The organism is Haloferula sp. BvORR071 (assembly GCF_000739615.1).
In the GTDB taxonomy this organism is placed as follows: Bacteria; Verrucomicrobiota; Verrucomicrobiia; order Verrucomicrobiales; family Akkermansiaceae; genus Haloferula.
Genome location: NZ_BATP01000002.1, coordinates 23,379 through 40,094 on the forward strand (window position 1 = coordinate 23,379; position 16,716 = coordinate 40,094).

At 63.0% G+C, this 16,716-nt stretch carries 11 protein-coding genes; 8 read left to right on the plus strand and 3 right to left on the minus strand.

The window, feature by feature from the left end; all coding sequences use genetic code 11:
- Window positions 1–77: 77 nt before the first annotated feature.
- Window positions 78–2,369: a hypothetical protein gene (locus BV071_RS32270; RefSeq protein ID WP_052572718.1), complete on the plus strand. Its 2,292-nt coding sequence runs from the start codon at window positions 78–80 to the stop codon at window positions 2,367–2,369.
- A gap of 126 nt (window positions 2,370–2,495) precedes the next feature.
- Complete coding sequence (locus tag BV071_RS00825; RefSeq protein WP_035600848.1) at window positions 2,496–3,248, plus strand: PEP-CTERM sorting domain-containing protein; 753 nt, start codon at window positions 2,496–2,498, stop codon at window positions 3,246–3,248.
- Between the two features lie 6 nt (window positions 3,249–3,254).
- On the opposite strand, the gene BV071_RS00830 is transcribed toward BV071_RS00825, so the two are convergent.
- Both BV071_RS00830 and BV071_RS00835 read right to left on the minus strand, forming a co-directional pair.
- Window positions 3,255–5,240: a BamA/TamA family outer membrane protein gene (locus tag BV071_RS00830; RefSeq protein ID WP_265593906.1), complete on the minus strand. Its 1,986-nt coding sequence runs from the start codon at window positions 5,238–5,240 to the stop codon at window positions 3,255–3,257.
- Between the two features lie 47 nt (window positions 5,241–5,287).
- Window positions 5,288–8,752: a translocation/assembly module TamB domain-containing protein gene (locus tag BV071_RS00835; RefSeq protein ID WP_035600853.1), complete on the minus strand. Its 3,465-nt coding sequence runs from the start codon at window positions 8,750–8,752 to the stop codon at window positions 5,288–5,290.
- A 99-nt stretch (window positions 8,753–8,851) separates the two neighbouring features.
- On the opposite strand from BV071_RS00835, the gene BV071_RS00840 reads away from it, so the two are divergent.
- From BV071_RS00840 to BV071_RS00865, 6 genes are all read left to right on the plus strand, one after another.
- Window positions 8,852–9,673 carry an ion transporter gene (locus BV071_RS00840; protein ID WP_035600856.1) on the plus strand — a complete coding sequence of 274 codons (822 nt, stop codon included), beginning with the start codon at window positions 8,852–8,854 and terminating at the stop codon, window positions 9,671–9,673.
- 188 nt (window positions 9,674–9,861) lie between these two features.
- On the plus strand, window positions 9,862–11,511 hold the full coding sequence (locus BV071_RS00845; RefSeq protein WP_035600859.1) for a GspE/PulE family protein: 1,650 nt from the start codon (window positions 9,862–9,864) through the stop codon (window positions 11,509–11,511).
- A gap of 59 nt (window positions 11,512–11,570) precedes the next feature.
- Window positions 11,571–13,244 carry an ATPase, T2SS/T4P/T4SS family gene (locus tag BV071_RS00850; RefSeq protein WP_035600862.1) on the plus strand — a complete coding sequence of 558 codons (1,674 nt, stop codon included), beginning with the start codon at window positions 11,571–11,573 and terminating at the stop codon, window positions 13,242–13,244.
- Between the two features lie 83 nt (window positions 13,245–13,327).
- Window positions 13,328–14,617, plus strand: a complete 1,290-nt coding sequence (locus BV071_RS00855) for a type II secretion system F family protein (RefSeq protein ID WP_035600865.1) — start codon at window positions 13,328–13,330, stop codon at window positions 14,615–14,617.
- A gap of 62 nt (window positions 14,618–14,679) precedes the next feature.
- Window positions 14,680–15,237, plus strand: a complete 558-nt coding sequence (locus BV071_RS00860; protein ID WP_035600868.1) for a type II secretion system protein GspG — start codon at window positions 14,680–14,682, stop codon at window positions 15,235–15,237.
- A 159-nt stretch (window positions 15,238–15,396) separates the two neighbouring features.
- The gene (locus tag BV071_RS00865) at window positions 15,397–16,134 is read left to right on the plus strand and encodes a hypothetical protein (protein ID WP_265593907.1); all 738 of its coding nucleotides are present in this window, start codon (window positions 15,397–15,399) and stop codon (window positions 16,132–16,134) included.
- 25 nt (window positions 16,135–16,159) lie between these two features.
- On the opposite strand, the gene BV071_RS00870 is transcribed toward BV071_RS00865, so the two are convergent.
- A complete protein-coding gene (locus BV071_RS00870; RefSeq protein WP_035600874.1) occupies window positions 16,160–16,693 on the minus strand; it encodes a hypothetical protein in 534 nt (177 codons plus the stop codon).
- Between the last annotated feature and the right edge of the window lie 23 nt (window positions 16,694–16,716).

A 16,716-nucleotide genomic window follows, 5' to 3' on the forward strand; every position in this document is an offset into this window, starting at 1 on the left:
GTAACCTGGAAAAGAAGGCGACGTAAGCCGCGGTCCACCCGTCGGCGAACCCCCGTCGGGTGGCGGAAACCCCTACCATGAACCTGAGACACCTTTGTATCGCCACCTCCCTCCTCGGCGTCACTGCGGATGCCAGTGCCGCCATCTTTGCCCGCGAGGATTTCAATTATGCCGATGGCAATCTTGCCGGCAGCAACGGCGGCGTGGGCTGGCAGTCTGCCTGGAGCAATGCCCTGGGGACCCCCACCGCCGCCGGAGGGAAGGGCGTGATCAATACTGTCAGCGGCCAGCAAGGCGCGCGGCTCATCTCGGCATTGCAGGAACCGCCGCTCGGTGGCAGCAAGACCGTCTGGGTCTCCTTTGAAGGCAAGCAGACCACCAATGTGGCGGGCACTGCCTCTACCAATTCCTACGGGGGCCTCGGTCTCTATCGCGGCAATACCGAGCAGCTGCTCATCGGCAAGTCGTGGCCCGGCGACTATCAGTGGAAGGCGGGCACGGGCGGAACTTTGATCGGTCCAGCCGTGCCGGTCTCGACCTTGGCCATGACCAAGATCGTCGCACGCATCACCATGGTGGACGCGGCGACCGATACCCTCGACGTCTGGATCAATCCGGCGGACACCAGCAGTGTTGCCGCGCTCGGCTCGCCCCACATCACCCGCACTGATCCGGACCTGTCCTTCGATACCCTGCGGATCCGCGGCGGCGAGGGCGATGCGGGAGTGACGGCGGAGAGCTGGGCCTTCGATGCGGTGACTGCCGGCGATACTCTCGCCGATGTCGTGGCCTCCGACAGCGATGGCGACCAAATGTTGGATGCTTGGGAGACCCAACACGGCTTGGTGGTCGGGATCAACGACGCCAATCTGGACCGTGAGCCGGATGGAGCCACCAATCTCCAGGAATACCAGCGCAGCTCGGATCCCAATGTGGCGGACACGGACGGCGACGGGCTTTCAGACGGAGTCGAAACCGGTACTGGAATCTTCGTCAGCGCTGCCAACACCGGCAGCAGCCCCACGCAGATCGATACCGATGGCGACGGTTTGCTCGACAACGAAGAGAACGGCAGCGGTGTCTTCAACGGTCCGCTGGATCCCGGCACCAATCCGAACAAGGTGGACAGCGACGGCGACACCCATCGCGATGAATTCGAGGTGGCTCGTGGCAGTGACCCGAACTCCGCGGCCTCGGTGCCGGCCACCGGAGATCTGGCCTTGGTCGGCAGCGACGATTTCAATTCCTATCCCGACGGTCCCGTCGCCGGACTCACGGGGGGCAGCGGCTTCGACTATGACAATACTACTGCCGACGAATCTTTCGTGGGGCACGATGGTCCAGCCGCGACTGCGGATTGGGATGATGTATTCGGCGCCAGCAACGTGGCGGGCGGCAAGCTTGTCACCCTCAACAGCGGGGCCAAGCGCGAGTTCAATGGTCCCGGCGAAGGCGCTACCGCCGGCAGCGACGAATACAAGGGTGCCGTGAATGATACCGCGGACACGGTCGGCAGGACGGTCTATATCCGTGCGGACATGCGCCGCGGTGCGGGTGCCACGTGGAGCGGGATCTCCGCCTTCGACTTCGGCACCGAGCGCGCCTTCGCGGGTGTGACCAGCGCGCCCAATCCTGCTTCCGGGAATCTGGAGTTCGGCATCGGCGCGCCCTCGCCCACGCCCGTCTATAGCGGCATCCAGCCCATCGCCGGCCGCGACTACACTCTGGTGATGAAGCTCGATTACCAGAACGACCTGATCAGCCTGTGGGTGAATCCCGACCTTTCTGCCCCGGAGTCAGCGCCTACGCTCAGCGCCCCATTCACGCTCACCAATTGGACCACCGCCGGTCGTATTGGTTCGGGCGGCACCGATGCGACCGAGTGGGATCACTTCGTGGTCGCGCGCCAGTGGTCTGCCCTCGCGGTCTTCCCCGGAGTGGTTCCGCCTACGGACGATTACCTCGCATGGATCTCCGGCTATCCGGTCGCTGGGCAAAGCGGCTTCGACCAGGACCCGGATCACGATGGCCTGGCCAATGGCATCGAGCAGGTTTTGGGCACCAGCCCGGCCTCTTCTAACAGCGGCCTGCACGAGGTGGCCGCCACCGGCCCGCACTCCTACCGCTTCCGCCATAGCCGGACCAATGCACCGGCCACGGATGTCACCGCTTCCTACGAGTGGTCGGCGAACTTGCTCGACTGGAAAGCTTCGGGAGAAACCGATCCTAACGGCGTCACCGCGACCATCGCGAGCAGCGTGATCACCGATACCACCGCGCCTGGTGTGGATGAAATCGAAGTGACCGTGACCGTCACCGGAGGCTCTACCAACAAGGTCTTCGCCCGCTTGAAAGCGGAGCAACCCTGAGCCGGCCAGAGGTCCCCGGCACGGACACCAAGCCATTCACCTCCGGGCTTTTGGGTTTGCCCGGGGGTGGATGGCGCCCGCAACGGATTTCCCGCCATTTTTTCACCAAGCTTCAAGTAAACCATCATGAATCGAGCCTTCCTCTCCACTGCCGTCTGCCTTGCCACCGTTTCCTTGCCCGCAGTTGCCGCGGTCCTCGCCACCGAGAATTTCAGCTACGCGGATGGCAGCCTTGCCGGGAGCAACGGAGGCAGCGGCTGGTCCACCACCTGGACCAATGCCGTCGGCACCACCGCCTCTTCACTCGGTGCTGAAGCCAATATCACCTCCACGCCCGGATCGGAAGTCGCCCGCACTCTGGCGGCCGCGCAATCCGGCACGGCGACCATCTGGATCCTCTTCGAGGCGCAACAGTTCACCACGCTCTCGGGCAGCACCAACAGCTTTGGAGGCTTCGGCCTCTACAATGGCAGCACCGAGCAGTTGCTCATCGGCAAGGCTTGGCCCGGGCCCTACGAATGGCGTGCGGGCACCGGCGGTGGTCTGGTCGGCCCCGCCAGTCCGGTCTCCACTTTGAGCCTGACCTCGGTGCTGGCCCGCGTGACGCTGAATGCCTCTGGCAACGACGTCCTCGATGTCTGGTTCAACCCCGCGGACATGAGCAGTGAGGGCGCTCTCGGCGCAGCCTCCATCACCCGCACCGATACTGACCTGAACTTCGACACGATCCGCCTGCGCGGCGGGTCCGGTGCCGGTGGCACGGAGTCCTGGCAGTTCGACAATCTGATCGTGGCCACGGCGCTTTCCGACGTGCCGGAACCATCGTCCGCACTACTGGGTGGCCTTGCCTTGCTGGGCTTGCTGCGCCGCCGGCGCTGAGGAGATTCAGAACGCCGTGCCGATCGCGAAGTGCCAGGTGCCGCTCGGCTCGCCTTCGTCTTGCGTGAGGTTGTGTCCATACTCGAGACGGATCGGTCCCACCGGCAGGTCGATCCGGATCCCGAGACCTGCGGCGATCTCCGGGGCACTGAAGTTGAAGGCATCGCCGATGCCCGAAAGGTTCCCCGCATCGACGAAGGCGACTCCCTTCACCGGGCCAGCCAGCACGTGGACATACTCGACGTTGGTCACCCAATAGCTCTCGCCGCCCAGCGGGTCGTTGCTGCGGGTCCGGGCTCCCAGCTCGTTGTAGGGATAGGAACGCACCGAGTCCGCCCCGCCGGTGAAAAGCCGCAGGTCGATCGGGAAATCCGCCGCGCCGGTGGAGGGGAAGAGCATGCCCAGGCGCGCTGCCAGATTCACTTGGCCGCTCTTGCCCATCGGGATGTAGCCGGCACCGAGTGTCTCGAAGCGAATGTAGTTCGAATTCGTGTCGGCCGCCACCAAGCCCGCCTCTAACAGCGCGCTGACATGATAGCCTTTGGTTGGCGAGAGCGGGTCGTCGCGGCGGTCGTAGCCCAGGTCCGCGCGCACGTAGCTGTGGTTGTAGATCGTCTCCCCCAGCTCATCGCGGGCGATGCCCTCGCTGCTGATGTTCACGATCGAGGTGCCGAAGATCAGGCTGGCGTCGATGTGCTCACCCAGGTCGTCGCGGGAGAACTCCGCCGAGATCCCGGTCTCGAACTTGTCGTAGCCTTCCAGCGTGCGGTTCACCGAGAACAAGCGCAGGCCGAGGTAGGTATCGGTGTCCCAGAACCAGGGATCGGAAAGCCGGATGTCGCCTAACAGGCCGCGCGAGCTGACTTCCGCACCCGCGCTGAAATTCCACAGGTATCCGAAGAGGTTGCGGTCATGGTACTTCACGCCGATGATCCCACCTTCGTAGCTGCCGACACCGCCGTAGACGGAGGCACCCTTGGCCTTGCCTTCCACCATGTGCAGGGTCGCATCGAGCTGGCCGGTCGCGTCGGTCTGGTTCTCCACCCGCACCGAGGCGAAGGCACCCGTCGCCAGCACCTTCTTGAGGCGCTTGTCGAAGGCCTCGGCATTGAACCACTCGCCGCGCAGATCCTCGAAGCGCTTGGTGATCCGCTTCACCTTCGTCTTCACCGTGCCTTCCACGAAAACATCGCTCAGCCGCTGCCGCGTGCCGAACTTGATGATGAAGCGCGGCGTCAACGTAGACCCCGCGATGATGCTGTTCATCTCGAAGGTCTCCAGTGGATAACCGGTCGAACGGAAGACGCTCTCGATCTCGCCGCGCAAGGTGGTCAGCAGGTCGGTGTTCGCCACCTTGCCGACGTGCGGCGCGGCCTTCTCACGCAACTTCGACATCAGGTCCGGGGGCGCGCCTTCGAATTCCGGTGCGCCCAGATGGTGCAGCGGGCCTTGATCGACCTTGATCGCGAAGGCGATCTCATCCGTGCCCGGACGAATCTCGCGCTTGTCCACCTTCACCTCCGCCTGCCAATAGCCGCGCGAGGAGAAGTCCGCCTTCAGCAGCGAGAGCCCCTCGTCCACATCCGCCTCGCGGAAGGGTGGATCCTGGCCCATTTTCAAGACGCGCTCCTGCCCTGGCAGCTTGAAGAGATGGGAGAGGCGTGTCTGCTCCTTCTCGTCGAAGCCCGGGACATAGACCGAGCCGATCTTCAGGCGCTGGCCTTCATTGACCACCAGCCGGATGGTATTGCCGGAGATCACGCCCGTGACCTTCGGGTCCTGGAAACCCTGCCGCTTCAAGAGGTTCTCCAGCAGGAAGGCCGCGTCGCTGGCCCGCGCCGGGGATGGCGGCTTCGACTTCACGTGCTCCAGCCGGTCGCCTAACAGATCGATGGCTTCCGACTCCTTCATCGCGTTCATCCCCTCCACGCGGATGTCGGCAGCAGACAGAAGTCCCGAAGACAACAGACAGAAGACTGGAGCCAGCTTCACGCCTCCAGTCTTCCGTCTTCTGTCTGGCAGTCTTTTGTCTCTTCTCCTCATTTGAACTTGATGACAAAGGCCCCCAGCACGCGGGTGTTACTCTGCTTGTCGACTGACCCGCTGGCATACCAGCGGTCGGTGACCTCGATGGTGGCGGAGTTCAGGCGCTTGCCGGTGAGCGGATCATCCTCGTTGATCCGAACGTCCACCTTGTTCACGACCTCCATCACCTTGGAGACTTGGTCCGCGAAGGGCAGGCGGCCCTTGCGCCACTCCTCCACCAGCAATTGCGCCGCCTTCAGGGTCGCGGCCTGGCCACCCTCAAGGCCATCCGAAGTCGTCCCGGTGGCCAGCAGGGTCATGATCTCGTTTTCCGGCAATGGCGGGTCGGAAGTGAGCGCCGTCTTCGGCGAACTCACCGGCCCGTAGAAGTAAAGGCTCAGGTCATAGCGTCCCACGGTGGAGGTCCCGCGGATGTTCAGCTCGGGAGTAAGGCCACCGGCCGGAGTGAAGACCACCGCCCCATTGTCCACCTTCAGCGTGCTGAAGGGCAGCCGCGCCGTGACCTCGCCGATGGTCGCATTGCCCTGCGGCTGAATGTTGCCCAGGGTTCCTCCGAAGAGGACGTTGGCCACCACCACGCCCTTCGCCAGGTTGCCGCGGATCAAGAGCGGATCACGTGTCCGGACCCGCACATTCAGCGCCCAGTTCCGGAAGGGCTCCGGCATTCCAGCACCGGACTTCCGCTCCGGATCGATCGAAGGCAGTTTCGGCCGCGAGGGCGCGGTGAAGGGTACCCGCAGCGGCAGGATCTCCACGTCCTTGTAGAAGAGGCTGTCCACGATGTCGACCGTGCCGGAAATCGTCGCCTGCTGAAGATCCCCGCGCAGAGCCAGGTCGGCATCCGCCCGCACGATCATCGATTCGTCGCGCTTCAGCGGCAGGGCCTGGCCCTTGATGGAGAGATCGAAGGTCGGCTTCGCGGCATCCGCCAGACCGACCCGGCCGCTGCCACGCACCGTGCCGGCCGCCAGCTCTACGGCCAGCGATTGCAGCAGCACTTCCTTGCCCTGCAGGCGCACTACCGCATTGGCCCCGGTAATCGGCGGCACCTCGGAATCCTTCAGGGTGACAGCCCCGTTCGACAGACGCAGCTCACCGCTGAGGTCCGGCTTCCCGATCGTTCCCGATCCCGCGAAGTAGCCCTCCAAGGAACCGCCAAGCTGCGAGGCGCTTGGCACCATCTTCTGGAAGGTCGCGAGCTCCAACCGCGGGATATTCGCGCGCGCCTCGAACTTCTCCTCCAGCACCGACTTCGGATCGTCCGCCCACTCGCCGGGCTTGAAGGGCATCTTGCCGGAGAGCGTTACCGGCGGATATCCGGCCGGGCGGATATCGCCCTTGAGCGCCAGTGAACCGCCCTCGCCATCGATGTTGATCGCCGCATCCGTCACCGGCACATCCGGTTTCTCCGGCACCCGCAGGCCCTTCAGTTGGGTCTCCAGGTTGATCTTCGGCGCGGCGGGCGTGCCAGTGATCACCAGGTGCACACGTCCACTGCCATCCGCGAGAGGCGACTTCTTCTCCGGCATCCACGCGGCCAGCCGGGCGTTGTCGATCCACTCGGACTCGAGGAAGACGCTGATCGGCTCGGTCTGCTTGAGGAAGGCCTTCACATCCCCGGGCTTCTCCGGAACCGGGATCTCCGCCTGACCGCCGACCAAGCGGGTCTCGCCATCTTTCCACTCGATCTTCGGAATCTTCAGCACCCGGTTGGCCAAGGCCGCCTGCGCGGTGATCGTCTGGCCTTCGGCAACCGCGGTCAGGCTGGTGAGGTTCACCTCCTGCGGCCAGTGGTAGTCGCCCTTGGTGCGCAGGATCAGTGGCGGGGTGTCCTGGCGGACGTATTCAAAGGAGGGGATATCGAAGTTGCCTTGGTGTGGCTCAGCCGCGAAGGCCCCGCTGCCCTGCCAGCTCCCGGTGGCGTTCATGCCGGTCGGCAGCTCGACCCCGGCCGCCATCGACCACGGCGTGAGCCGCTCGGGCCGGAAGCCTTCGAAGTTCGCAGTGGCCTCGTAGGTCTTGCCTGTTAGATCGAGCGCGTAGGTGGCGCGCAGGCCGTCGCTGCCGAGCGTTCCGCCGAGCTTGCCGTCCGGCGTCCACTTCACTTCTCCGGCCAGCGAGGGAGCATCCTTCTCCGGGGAGAGCAGCCAGGTCGCACTGGCGGAGCGGATCTTCTCCGGGCCCATGTCGGCCTTGGCGTCCAGGGTCAGCGCGGAAGCGGGCAGGGGTTTGGCCTCCGGCGGCGCGAAGTGGAACTTCTGGTTCAGCGCGGCATAGAGCGGAGAGAGCTGCGGCACCTTGAGTTTCGTGTTCGCCTCGAAGTCGGTCCAAGTCCCGCTCGTCAGGTCCCGCCAGTGCAAATCGCCCTCGCCAGTCAGAGTGGAATCGAGCGCCGCGACCGAGAAGTTGAGCTTGCCGTCGCTGCCGCTTTTGCTCGCCTCATACTTGAGGTTGGCAACCCGCCAGTCCTCGTAGCGGATGTCGGAAAGTTCGGCCTTGGCCGTCGCCAGCCACTCGATCGGCTTCTTTTGGAAATCGATGAACTCGGCATCCAGGCTGCGCAAGGTGGCCTCCACCGGCAAGCCGAAGGCGAAGTTCTTGGCCGCCTCGTGCAAGGGCAGGGGAGCTCCCTCCATCCGCAGGTGACCCCGGGTCGTGGTGCCGTCTAGCACCAGCCGGGAGTCCTCGATCCGCACTACGCCCGCGGCAGACATCCCGCCGGACTTGGGCATGCCGATCAGCAGATTGTCGATGCCGACCCGTGGTGAGAAATCGAAGCGGTTGAGGTAGAGGCTGTCCTCCTTCCAGGTGATCACCGAGTCCTGCGCCTCCAGCGCATAGCCGGGACCCGCTGCGATGGTGCCGAGCTTGAGGACGAAATCATCGCTGCCCGGCGCATGGCCGAAGTTGGTGGTATCCAGCGTCACCAGCTTTTCGTCCCCGCGCAGGACCTGGAGACGCAGGTCGGCGGCACCCAAGTCCAGTGGCAGCAGGAACTTCCGTGTCTTGCGAAGGGATTCTGCCAGCACATCCGGATCGAAGGGCTTCTCCGGCTCATTCGGATCCTTCGGCGGCGCGGCCGCGAGGTCGATCACCGCGTCGATTCGCCGGACCTTCACGCCTTCCAGCACCGCATTCCAGTCGCCCTTCAGGACTCGGGTGACCTTGTAGAGCGGCTCCACCGCATCGATCTCCAGCTTGCGCACGGCCCCGCCGCTCAGGGACAGCTTCTCGACCCGGATCCCGCCGAGCAGGGTGCCTTGAAGGGTGAAGTCCGCCTTCATGTTGGACTTCGTCAGGGCCTGCTCGATGCCGATCTTGCCGAGCCAGCGCCAGCCCGGGCCGTTCAGCCAGACCAGAAAGGCGGCGAAGAGCAGCAGGAGCACCCCAAACCTCCTCCGCCAGCGACGCGGCTTCTTCGTTTTCTTCTCCGGTGCTGCTTCCTCCTCGCGGCTCATGATTCGATCACGCGGTTAAGTCCTCGCGTTTTGGCGCCAAATGGTCAACGATTGCTGTTCCTGCGTGCCATTTTAAAATCCGTTAGGCATACTAACACAATGGCGGGACCGGAACAAGCACGCTCATCACGCCGCGAACGCTGGCGGGAAATCGTCTTCGAGGCCGAGACTCCGGAAGGCCGCCGCTTCGACGTGACCCTTCTCTGGTTCATCGGCTTGAGCGTGCTGGCCGTGGTCCTCGAGAGTGTGCCCTCGATCGCCGCGAAATACGGCATCTTTCTCCGTACCATTGAGTGGATTTTTACCGGCATCTTCACGGTGGAATTCATCTTCCGGCTTTACGTGGTGCGCCACCCGCTGCGCTACGCCCGCAGCTTCTACGGAATCGTGGATATCCTCTCGGTGCTGCCAGCCTATCTGACCCTCTTCTTCCCGGGCTTCCAGTCCCTGCAGGTGATCCGGATCCTGCGCATGCTGCGGATGTTCCGGGTCTTCAAGATGGTCCGCCATGTCAATGGCGCCGAGCTGCTGGTCCGCGCCCTCTACGCCGCCCGGGCGAAAATCACCGTCTTCTTCAGCTTCATGCTGGCGATCACCGTCATTTTCGGGACCCTGATGTACCTCGTCGAGGGCCCGGAGAGCGGCTTCGACAGCATCCCGACCTCGATCTACTGGGCGATAGTCACCATCACCACCCTCGGTTTCGGGGATATCACCCCGGACACGGTGCTGGGCCGGATGCTGACTTCCGTCCTTGTCCTGGTCGGCTACGCCATCATCGCCGTCCCGACCGGGATCGTCAGCTCGGAAATCTCCAAGCTGGACGGCTGTGACGATACCGACGCCTGCCCCTCCTGCGGGGTCCACGGCCACCTCCCGGATGCCCGCTTCTGCCGCCGCTGCGGCGCTCCGATGGCATGAATTGGCGGGCTTTTGCGGCCCCTGAGACCGCATCGTCAATACCGCGTGGGTACCCGCGACGGGAATCCTTTCCGATGCTTGGTCGGTAGGTTGACAAAGGGGGAGACGCTTGACCAATGTGCCAGAGCCGGGACGCGCACAATGCCGTCCCGACCTTTCAATTGATTTTCTAAAGGCCCCGAAAACCCGTGTTCTCTAACGAAGACTACCTGGCTGACCTGCTCGTCGAGGCAGGTGCCGTCGCACCCGAATCGGTTGATCAAGCCCGTCGCAAGGGCGGCTCGCTCATTGACCACCTTCTGGCAGATACCGATCTCTCGGAAACCACGGTCTGCGCCGTTTTGGCCCAGAATGCCGGGCTTGATACCGTCGATATCGGTGACATGGCGATCCCGCCGAACGTCGCCAGCGCGATCCCGGACGACATCGCCCGCCGCTATAAGGCCATTCCGGTCCACGATGACGGCGTCTACCTGACCGTTGCGGTCGTCGATCCCTTCAATTTCGATACGATGGACAGCCTGCCCCAGGTGCTGGGGCGGGAGGTTAACTTTGTCTGCGCCCCGGCCAAGCAGGTCCGGAACATCCTCAAGGCGATCTACGGTGCCAATGATAGCGGCGGACTGGATATCTCCGGCGGCCACGAGGTCGAGTCTTCCGACAGCGACGCGCCGATCATCCGGTTGGTGCAGAACCTCCTGACGGAGGCCATGCGGAACCGCTGTTCGGACATTCACATCGAGCCCCTCGAGACCTCGGTCCGGATCCGCTATCGCATCGACGGCAAGCTGATCGAGGTGGACAACCACCCGAAAAAGCTGCTGCCGGCCATCATCGCCCGTCTCAAGGTGATGAGCGGCTCGATGTCGATCGCCGAAAAGCGCCTGCCGCAGGACGGCCGTATCCAGGTCAAGACCGCGGAGAAGGAAATCGACCTTCGTGTTTCTTCCGTCCCGTCAAACCACGGCGAGTCGATCGTCATGCGTATCCTTGACAAGTCGGCCCTTGTGCTCGGCTTGCCGGAACTGGGCTTCTTCTCGGACGACCAGGCGACTTTCGAGGGCCTGATCGGCCTGCCGGACGGCATCATTCTAGTCACCGGCCCCACCGGTTCCGGCAAGACCACCACGCTCTATGCCTGCTTGAACGTCATCAACAAGCCGGACAAGAAGATCATCACCGTGGAAGACCCGGTCGAATACGAGCTTCCCGGCATCAACCAGGTGATGGTCAAGACGGACATCGGCATGACCTTCGCGGCGGCCCTTCGCGCCATGCTCCGCCAGGCGCCGAACATCATCATGATCGGGGAAATTCGTGACGCGGAAACGGCGAACATCGCCATCAACGCGTCGCTTACCGGTCACTTGGTGCTCTCCACCCTCCACACCAACGATGCGCCCTCCGCAGTCGCCCGTCTCGCGGACATCGGCATCAAGCGCTTCCTCATTGCTTCGGCGGTGCGCGCGGTGCTCGCCCAGCGTCTGGTCCGCAAGCTCTGCCCGGTCTGCAAGGCCCCGGTGGACCTGACCGACAAAGAGGCCCGCGCCCTGCGCTTCGACAACCGCGGCAGCGACACCTCCTCGGTCATGGGCCCGGTGGGCTGCGAAAAGTGCCGCGGCAACGGCTTCCGCGGCCGTGCCGGTATCTTCGAGCTTTTCCAGATCGACGACGAGGTGCGTCACATGATCAACGAAAACCTGACCTCCAGCCAACTGCGCAAGCGCGCCCGCGAACTGGGCATGCGCACGCTGCGCGACGACGGGATCCGCAAGGTTCTCTCCGGCATGACCTCGGCCGATGAAGTCATCCACGTCACCATGTCCGACCTCGACTAAGCCGGATCCGGCCAATCGTTCATCTCAAATTTCTAATCTCAGATTTCAAAACCCGGATCATGGATAGCAACCAGATCGTCGAACTCTTCATCAGCCGCGGGCTCATCGACCGCTCGCTCGGCCAAGACATTCTCCACGAGGTGGAAAACAGCGGCAAGGAGGCCGCTGAAATCCTCGCCGACTTCCAGGTCATCAATCATCGCGACGACGTCTGGCCGGTGGTTGCCTCCGAGTTGGGGTCCCACCTAGTGGAACTGCGTAACTGGAATCCCTCCGAGCAACTGCTGGCGCTGGTTCCCGCCGGCATGGCCCGCCTGCACGGCGCGCTCCCGGTTCATTTCGATGCCGAGGGCCTGCACATCGCGCTGGTGGATCCGATGAATCCCCAGACCTTGGAAGACCTGCGCTTCGCCTTGGGCCGCGAGGTCGTCCTCGCGATTGCTCCGGACTACCTCGTAGAGCAGAAGATCAACGAGTGCTACGGTGGCGAGGGCAAGGCAATGGATGACATCCTCCAGCAGCTCCAGACCGGCGTGGACGCCGCGATGAGCGCGGCGGACATGGAAGCGGAAGCCAACTCCGCACCGATCATCCGCTACGTGGATCTGGTGCTTTTCCAAGCTATCAAGGAGCGCGCCTCGGACATCCACTTCGAGCCCTTCGAAAAGGACTTCAAGATCCGCTACCGGGTGGACGGCTCGCTCTACGAAATGGCCCCGCCGCCGGTGCATCTCGCCGTAGCGATCACTTCGCGTATCAAGGTGATGTCCAATATGAACATCGCCGAGCGTCGCGTCCCGCAGGACGGCCGTATCGTGAAGCAGGTGGGTGACCGTCAGGTGGACATGCGCGTTTCGACGCTGCCTACCCAATACGGCGAGTCTATCGTGCTCCGCGTTCTTGACCGCTCCTCGGTGAACCTCTCGCTGGAGGCGCTTGCGATGCCGCCGGCCATTTACGAATACATCTGCGACACGATCGAGAAGCCGAACGGGATCTTCATCGTCACGGGTCCGACCGGTGCGGGCAAGACCACGACGCTCTACGCCGCGTTGGCCCGGATCAACACCATCGATTCCAAGCTCCTCACCGCCGAGGATCCGGTGGAATACGACATCGACGGGATCATCCAAATCCCGGTCAACGAGGCGATCGGCATGACCTTCCCCCGGGTTCTCCGAGCCTTCCTCCGCCAAGACCCGGACCGGATCATGGTGGGGGAGATGCGTGACATGGATACCGCCCAGATCGCTATTCAGGCCTCGCTCACGGGTCACTTGGTGCTCTCCACCCTGCACACCAACGACGCACCCGGCGCGGTGACCCGTCTGGTGGACATGGGCTGTGAGCCCTTCCTGGTGGCGGCTTCGCTCGAAGGCGTTCTTGCTCAGCGGCTTGTCCGAACCATTTGCAAGTCTTGCAAAGCCTCGTATGAGCCGAATGAGAGCATCCTGACCCAGCTGGGCATCGCCGTGCATGAGATCGGCGACAAGGATTTCTTCACCGGTCGCGGCTGCGAGGTTTGCGGCAACTCTGGCTACAAGGGCCGGAAGGGCCTTTACGAGCTGCTTGATATCACGGACCCGATCCGGGAACTAATCACTGACCGGGCGCCCTCGGTGGTGATCAAGCAGAAGGCGATGGAGCTGGGGATGCTGACCCTCCGCGAGGACGGCCTGCGGAACATTTACCTCGGCCACACCACCATCGAAGAAGTGCTGAAATACACCTGAAACTGGCCATACCGTGAGAATTTTGAGTCGCCAGCTTGCATTTCGGCGATCACAGTCCAATCACTCGATTTAAAAACAACCCCATGCCCCAATTCCAATTCACCGCCGCCGATGCCAAGGGCGAGCAGATGTCCGGCACGATCGAATCGACGAACGAAGCTGAGGCCATCCAGCAACTCCGCTCCCAAGGCTACTACCCCTTGCAGGTTGTCGAGGCAGGCAAGGGTAAGCTCGCGAAGAAGGCCGCCAAGAAGGGCAAGCCAGCCAAGGGTGCCGTTGACAAGAGCAAGGGTACCACTGGCGGCCGCATCAAGCCGAAGCTGCTGATGATCTTCACCCGCCAGCTCGCGACCCTGATCGATTCGGGCCTGCCGTTGCTGCGCGGCCTGACCGTGCTGGCCAAGCAGGAGCCGAATCTCGTGCTCAAGGGCACCATCGGTGCCTTGGCGGACTCGGTGCAATCCGGTTCAACCTTCTCCGAAGCGCTGGCCCAGCACCCGAAGATCTTCAACAAGCTCTACGTGAACATGGTCAAGGCCGGTGAGCTTGGCGGTGTGCTCGAAGTCGTGCTCGTCCGTCTTGCGGAGTACCAGGAAAAGGCCCATAAGTTGAAGAACAAGATCGTCTCGGCGATGGTCTATCCGGTGATCGTGATGTTCATCGCCGTCGCCATCTTGATCTTCCTGATGCTCTTCATCGTGCCGAAGTTCGAGTCGATGTTCCAAGAACTGGGCAGCGCCGAACTTCCGATGATCTCGCAGGTCGTCTTCGGCACCTCGAAGTTCTTCCTGAACGCGACGATCAAGCCGATCCCGAACGTTGTCTGGGTCTTCGTCGTCTTCGGTATCATTGCCTTCTTCTTCAACATGTGGGGCAAGACCAAGGGCGGCCGCCGCACGATCGACTCCTTGAAGTTGAAGTTGCCGATCTTCGGTGACATCCAGCGCAAGTCGGCCATCGCCCGCTTCTCCCGCACGCTCGGCACCTTGGTGACCTCCGGTGTTCCGATCCTCCAAGCCCTCAACATTACCCGCGACACCGCCGGTAACGTCGTCGTTTCCGACGCTATCGAGAAGGTCCACGAGGCGGTCAAGGAAGGGGAATCGATCGTGACCCCGCTGCAGGCTGCCGGCAGCGTCTTCCCCTCGATGGTTATCTCGATGGTGGACGTGGGTGAAGAAACCGGCCAGCTCCCGGAAATGCTTCTGAAGGTGGCGGACGTCTACGACGATGAAGTGGACAACGCCGTGACTGCGCTTACCTCTATCTTGGAGCCGATCATGATCGTCATCCTGGCCCTCGTTGTGGGTGCCGTGGTGTTCGCGCTGTTCCTGCCGCTGATCAAGATCATCTCCGAAATGGGCAACATGTAAGGGCGACAAGCGGGGCTCCGCTATCGGTCGCCCCGCACCCGCAAAAACCCGATCAATTACCCATGAAAATCCAAAAGTCACGCCGCCCGGCCAAGGGCTTCAGCTTGATGGAGCTGGTGGTCGTTGTCTCCATCATCGTCGTGCTCGCAGCCCTGACCTTGGGCGCGCTCAATATGATCCGCGGCAAGCAAGCCCGGGACACGGCTCTGGTGCAGATCAATCTGCTCGCTCATGCCTTGGCGGATTACAATCTGGAGAACCGGACCTATCCGACCAACGCTGACCCCGAAGGGGCGAAGGGCGATGAGGTGCTCTACAAGGCCCTCTTCTACGACGGTTTCGAGGCCAAGGAAAACGACCAGAAGGGCGGCGCAAGGATCTACTTGGCCGAACTCGACCCGCAGAACAACACCAAGGGTGGTCAGGCTTGGATCCAAGGCACCGGTGCCCAAGCAAAGATCGTCGATCCCTGGGGGAATCCCTACCGTTATCGTTCCGGCGATTCGTCGGCTGCCAAAAACCCGGATTTCGACATCTGGTCGGCTGGCCCCGATGGCAAGACCAACACGGATCCCAAGAATGCCGCTTGCTTGGACGACATCAAGAATTGGTCGAACTGAGGACCTCCACGAGGACTTCTCTGGATGAATATTCTGCCGGCGGCCTTCGGGCCGCCGGTTTTGTTTTGGGAGCGCCGGAAATCCGCAGCAAGATATCCGCGTCTTGGCTTCGCTTTACGCTCGACGCGCGTGAATCGCGTGGCCTTTTTCGCCGCAGCAATGAGCGACGAGATCGAACATACGCCCGCAGAGTCCGAAGTGCCGCCCGCCGCGAAGGTGGCCAAGAAGCGGCCCGCGGTCCGCAAGTCGTCCAAGCCGGCCGCCAAGGCCGCTGAAGAGAAATCCGCGCCGAAGGAAGCCGCACCAGAAGCGCCCCCTGCTCCTGCGCCCGCCTCTGTGGAAGTGGCTCCGCAACGGGAAGCCCCGGCACCCGCCGCCGAGCGCTCCGACGATTCTTCCGATGGGGGGCGCATCGCCTTCCTGGTTGAGACTCCTGCCCCGGAACCGGGCGGCGGCTCCAAGAAGCGCCGCCGCCGGAAGAAGAAGCACGGCCAGCAAGCGCAGGGCCAGGGCCAAGGACACCAGCAGCACCCGCACGCCGTGTCTGCTCCCGATGAAGCACCGGTCTCAGCCCCCGCGACAGCGGAGAGGGAGCGCGATCGCGACCGTGACCGGGATCGCGACCGTGACCGGGATCGCGACCGTGACCGGGATCGCGATCGGGGCCGCGATCGCGAAAGGGAGGCTGGCTCGCACTCCCAAGCCATGCACGCCTCACCCCGGCCCCAGCTCGATCCCGAGCAGGTTGCCCAGAAGGCATGGAAAATCTTCCAATCCGAAGTCGGCGAAGAAGGCCTTGCCTTGATCGACGATCACGACGCCCGGGAAATTTCGCGCCGCTGCTTCCGCCTTGCGGAGATCTTCCTGGAGGAAGCCGCCCGCCGCGCCTCCCGCTAAGCGTTTAGACCGGGGGAAGGGGAGCTTAGCAGCTCGTTTTCCCCAATTTTTCCCGCAGGTCCCGGGCAAGATCACTCTTGCCCGTGGCCTCAGCGAGAGCGATCCGCGAGCGGAGGACTTCTGGTCGCTCGCGTTCGGCGGAACTCATGCCGTCGAGAATGGCTATCGCCTGTCCGTGATCGCCAATGGCCAGCGCGCCCTCCAGTAGGTCGGCCTCCGCCACGGTGCCAGGCTCCAAGGGCTTGTTGGGATAGATTGCCCAGCGGGCTTGGTCGGGTAGGCCGGCCGGAGCGTCTTGGACCTGCTCCAAGTAGACCAGTTCGTCACCCTCTCGCATTTGGCGCCACTGGTTGAGCGTCAGCACGATCACAAAGCCGAGAATGAAGAAGCTGGTCTCGAGGATGAAAGGGGTGGTGAGGAGGCCCAGAACCCGCGCAAAAAATTCCCCGGCAAGCCCCGGCAAATGAGCCGCGGCAGCCATCCCCAACAAGGAAAGCGCGACAATTCCCAGAATCACCAACGCTACTATCACCTGCTTCCGGCGTTCGTGCTGTGCCATCTCGGGAAGACGATGCACCGGCT

Coding starts and splice junctions, on each gene's coding strand:
- BV071_RS32270 (WP_052572718.1), top strand. CDS start 78: ATGAACCTGAGACACCTTTGTATCGCCACCTCCCTCCTCGGCGTCACT.
- BV071_RS00825 (WP_035600848.1), top strand. CDS start 2,496: ATGAATCGAGCCTTCCTCTCCACTGCCGTCTGCCTTGCCACCGTTTCC.
- BV071_RS00835 (WP_035600853.1), bottom strand. CDS start 8,752: ATGAGCCGCGAGGAGGAAGCAGCACCGGAGAAGAAAACGAAGAAGCCG.
- BV071_RS00840 (WP_035600856.1), top strand. CDS start 8,852: ATGGCGGGACCGGAACAAGCACGCTCATCACGCCGCGAACGCTGGCGG.
- BV071_RS00850 (WP_035600862.1), top strand. CDS start 11,571: ATGGATAGCAACCAGATCGTCGAACTCTTCATCAGCCGCGGGCTCATC.
- BV071_RS00855 (WP_035600865.1), top strand. CDS start 13,328: ATGCCCCAATTCCAATTCACCGCCGCCGATGCCAAGGGCGAGCAGATG.
- BV071_RS00860 (WP_035600868.1), top strand. CDS start 14,680: ATGAAAATCCAAAAGTCACGCCGCCCGGCCAAGGGCTTCAGCTTGATG.
- BV071_RS00865 (WP_265593907.1), top strand. CDS start 15,397: ATGAGCGACGAGATCGAACATACGCCCGCAGAGTCCGAAGTGCCGCCC.
- BV071_RS00870 (WP_035600874.1), bottom strand. CDS start 16,693: ATGGCACAGCACGAACGCCGGAAGCAGGTGATAGTAGCGTTGGTGATT.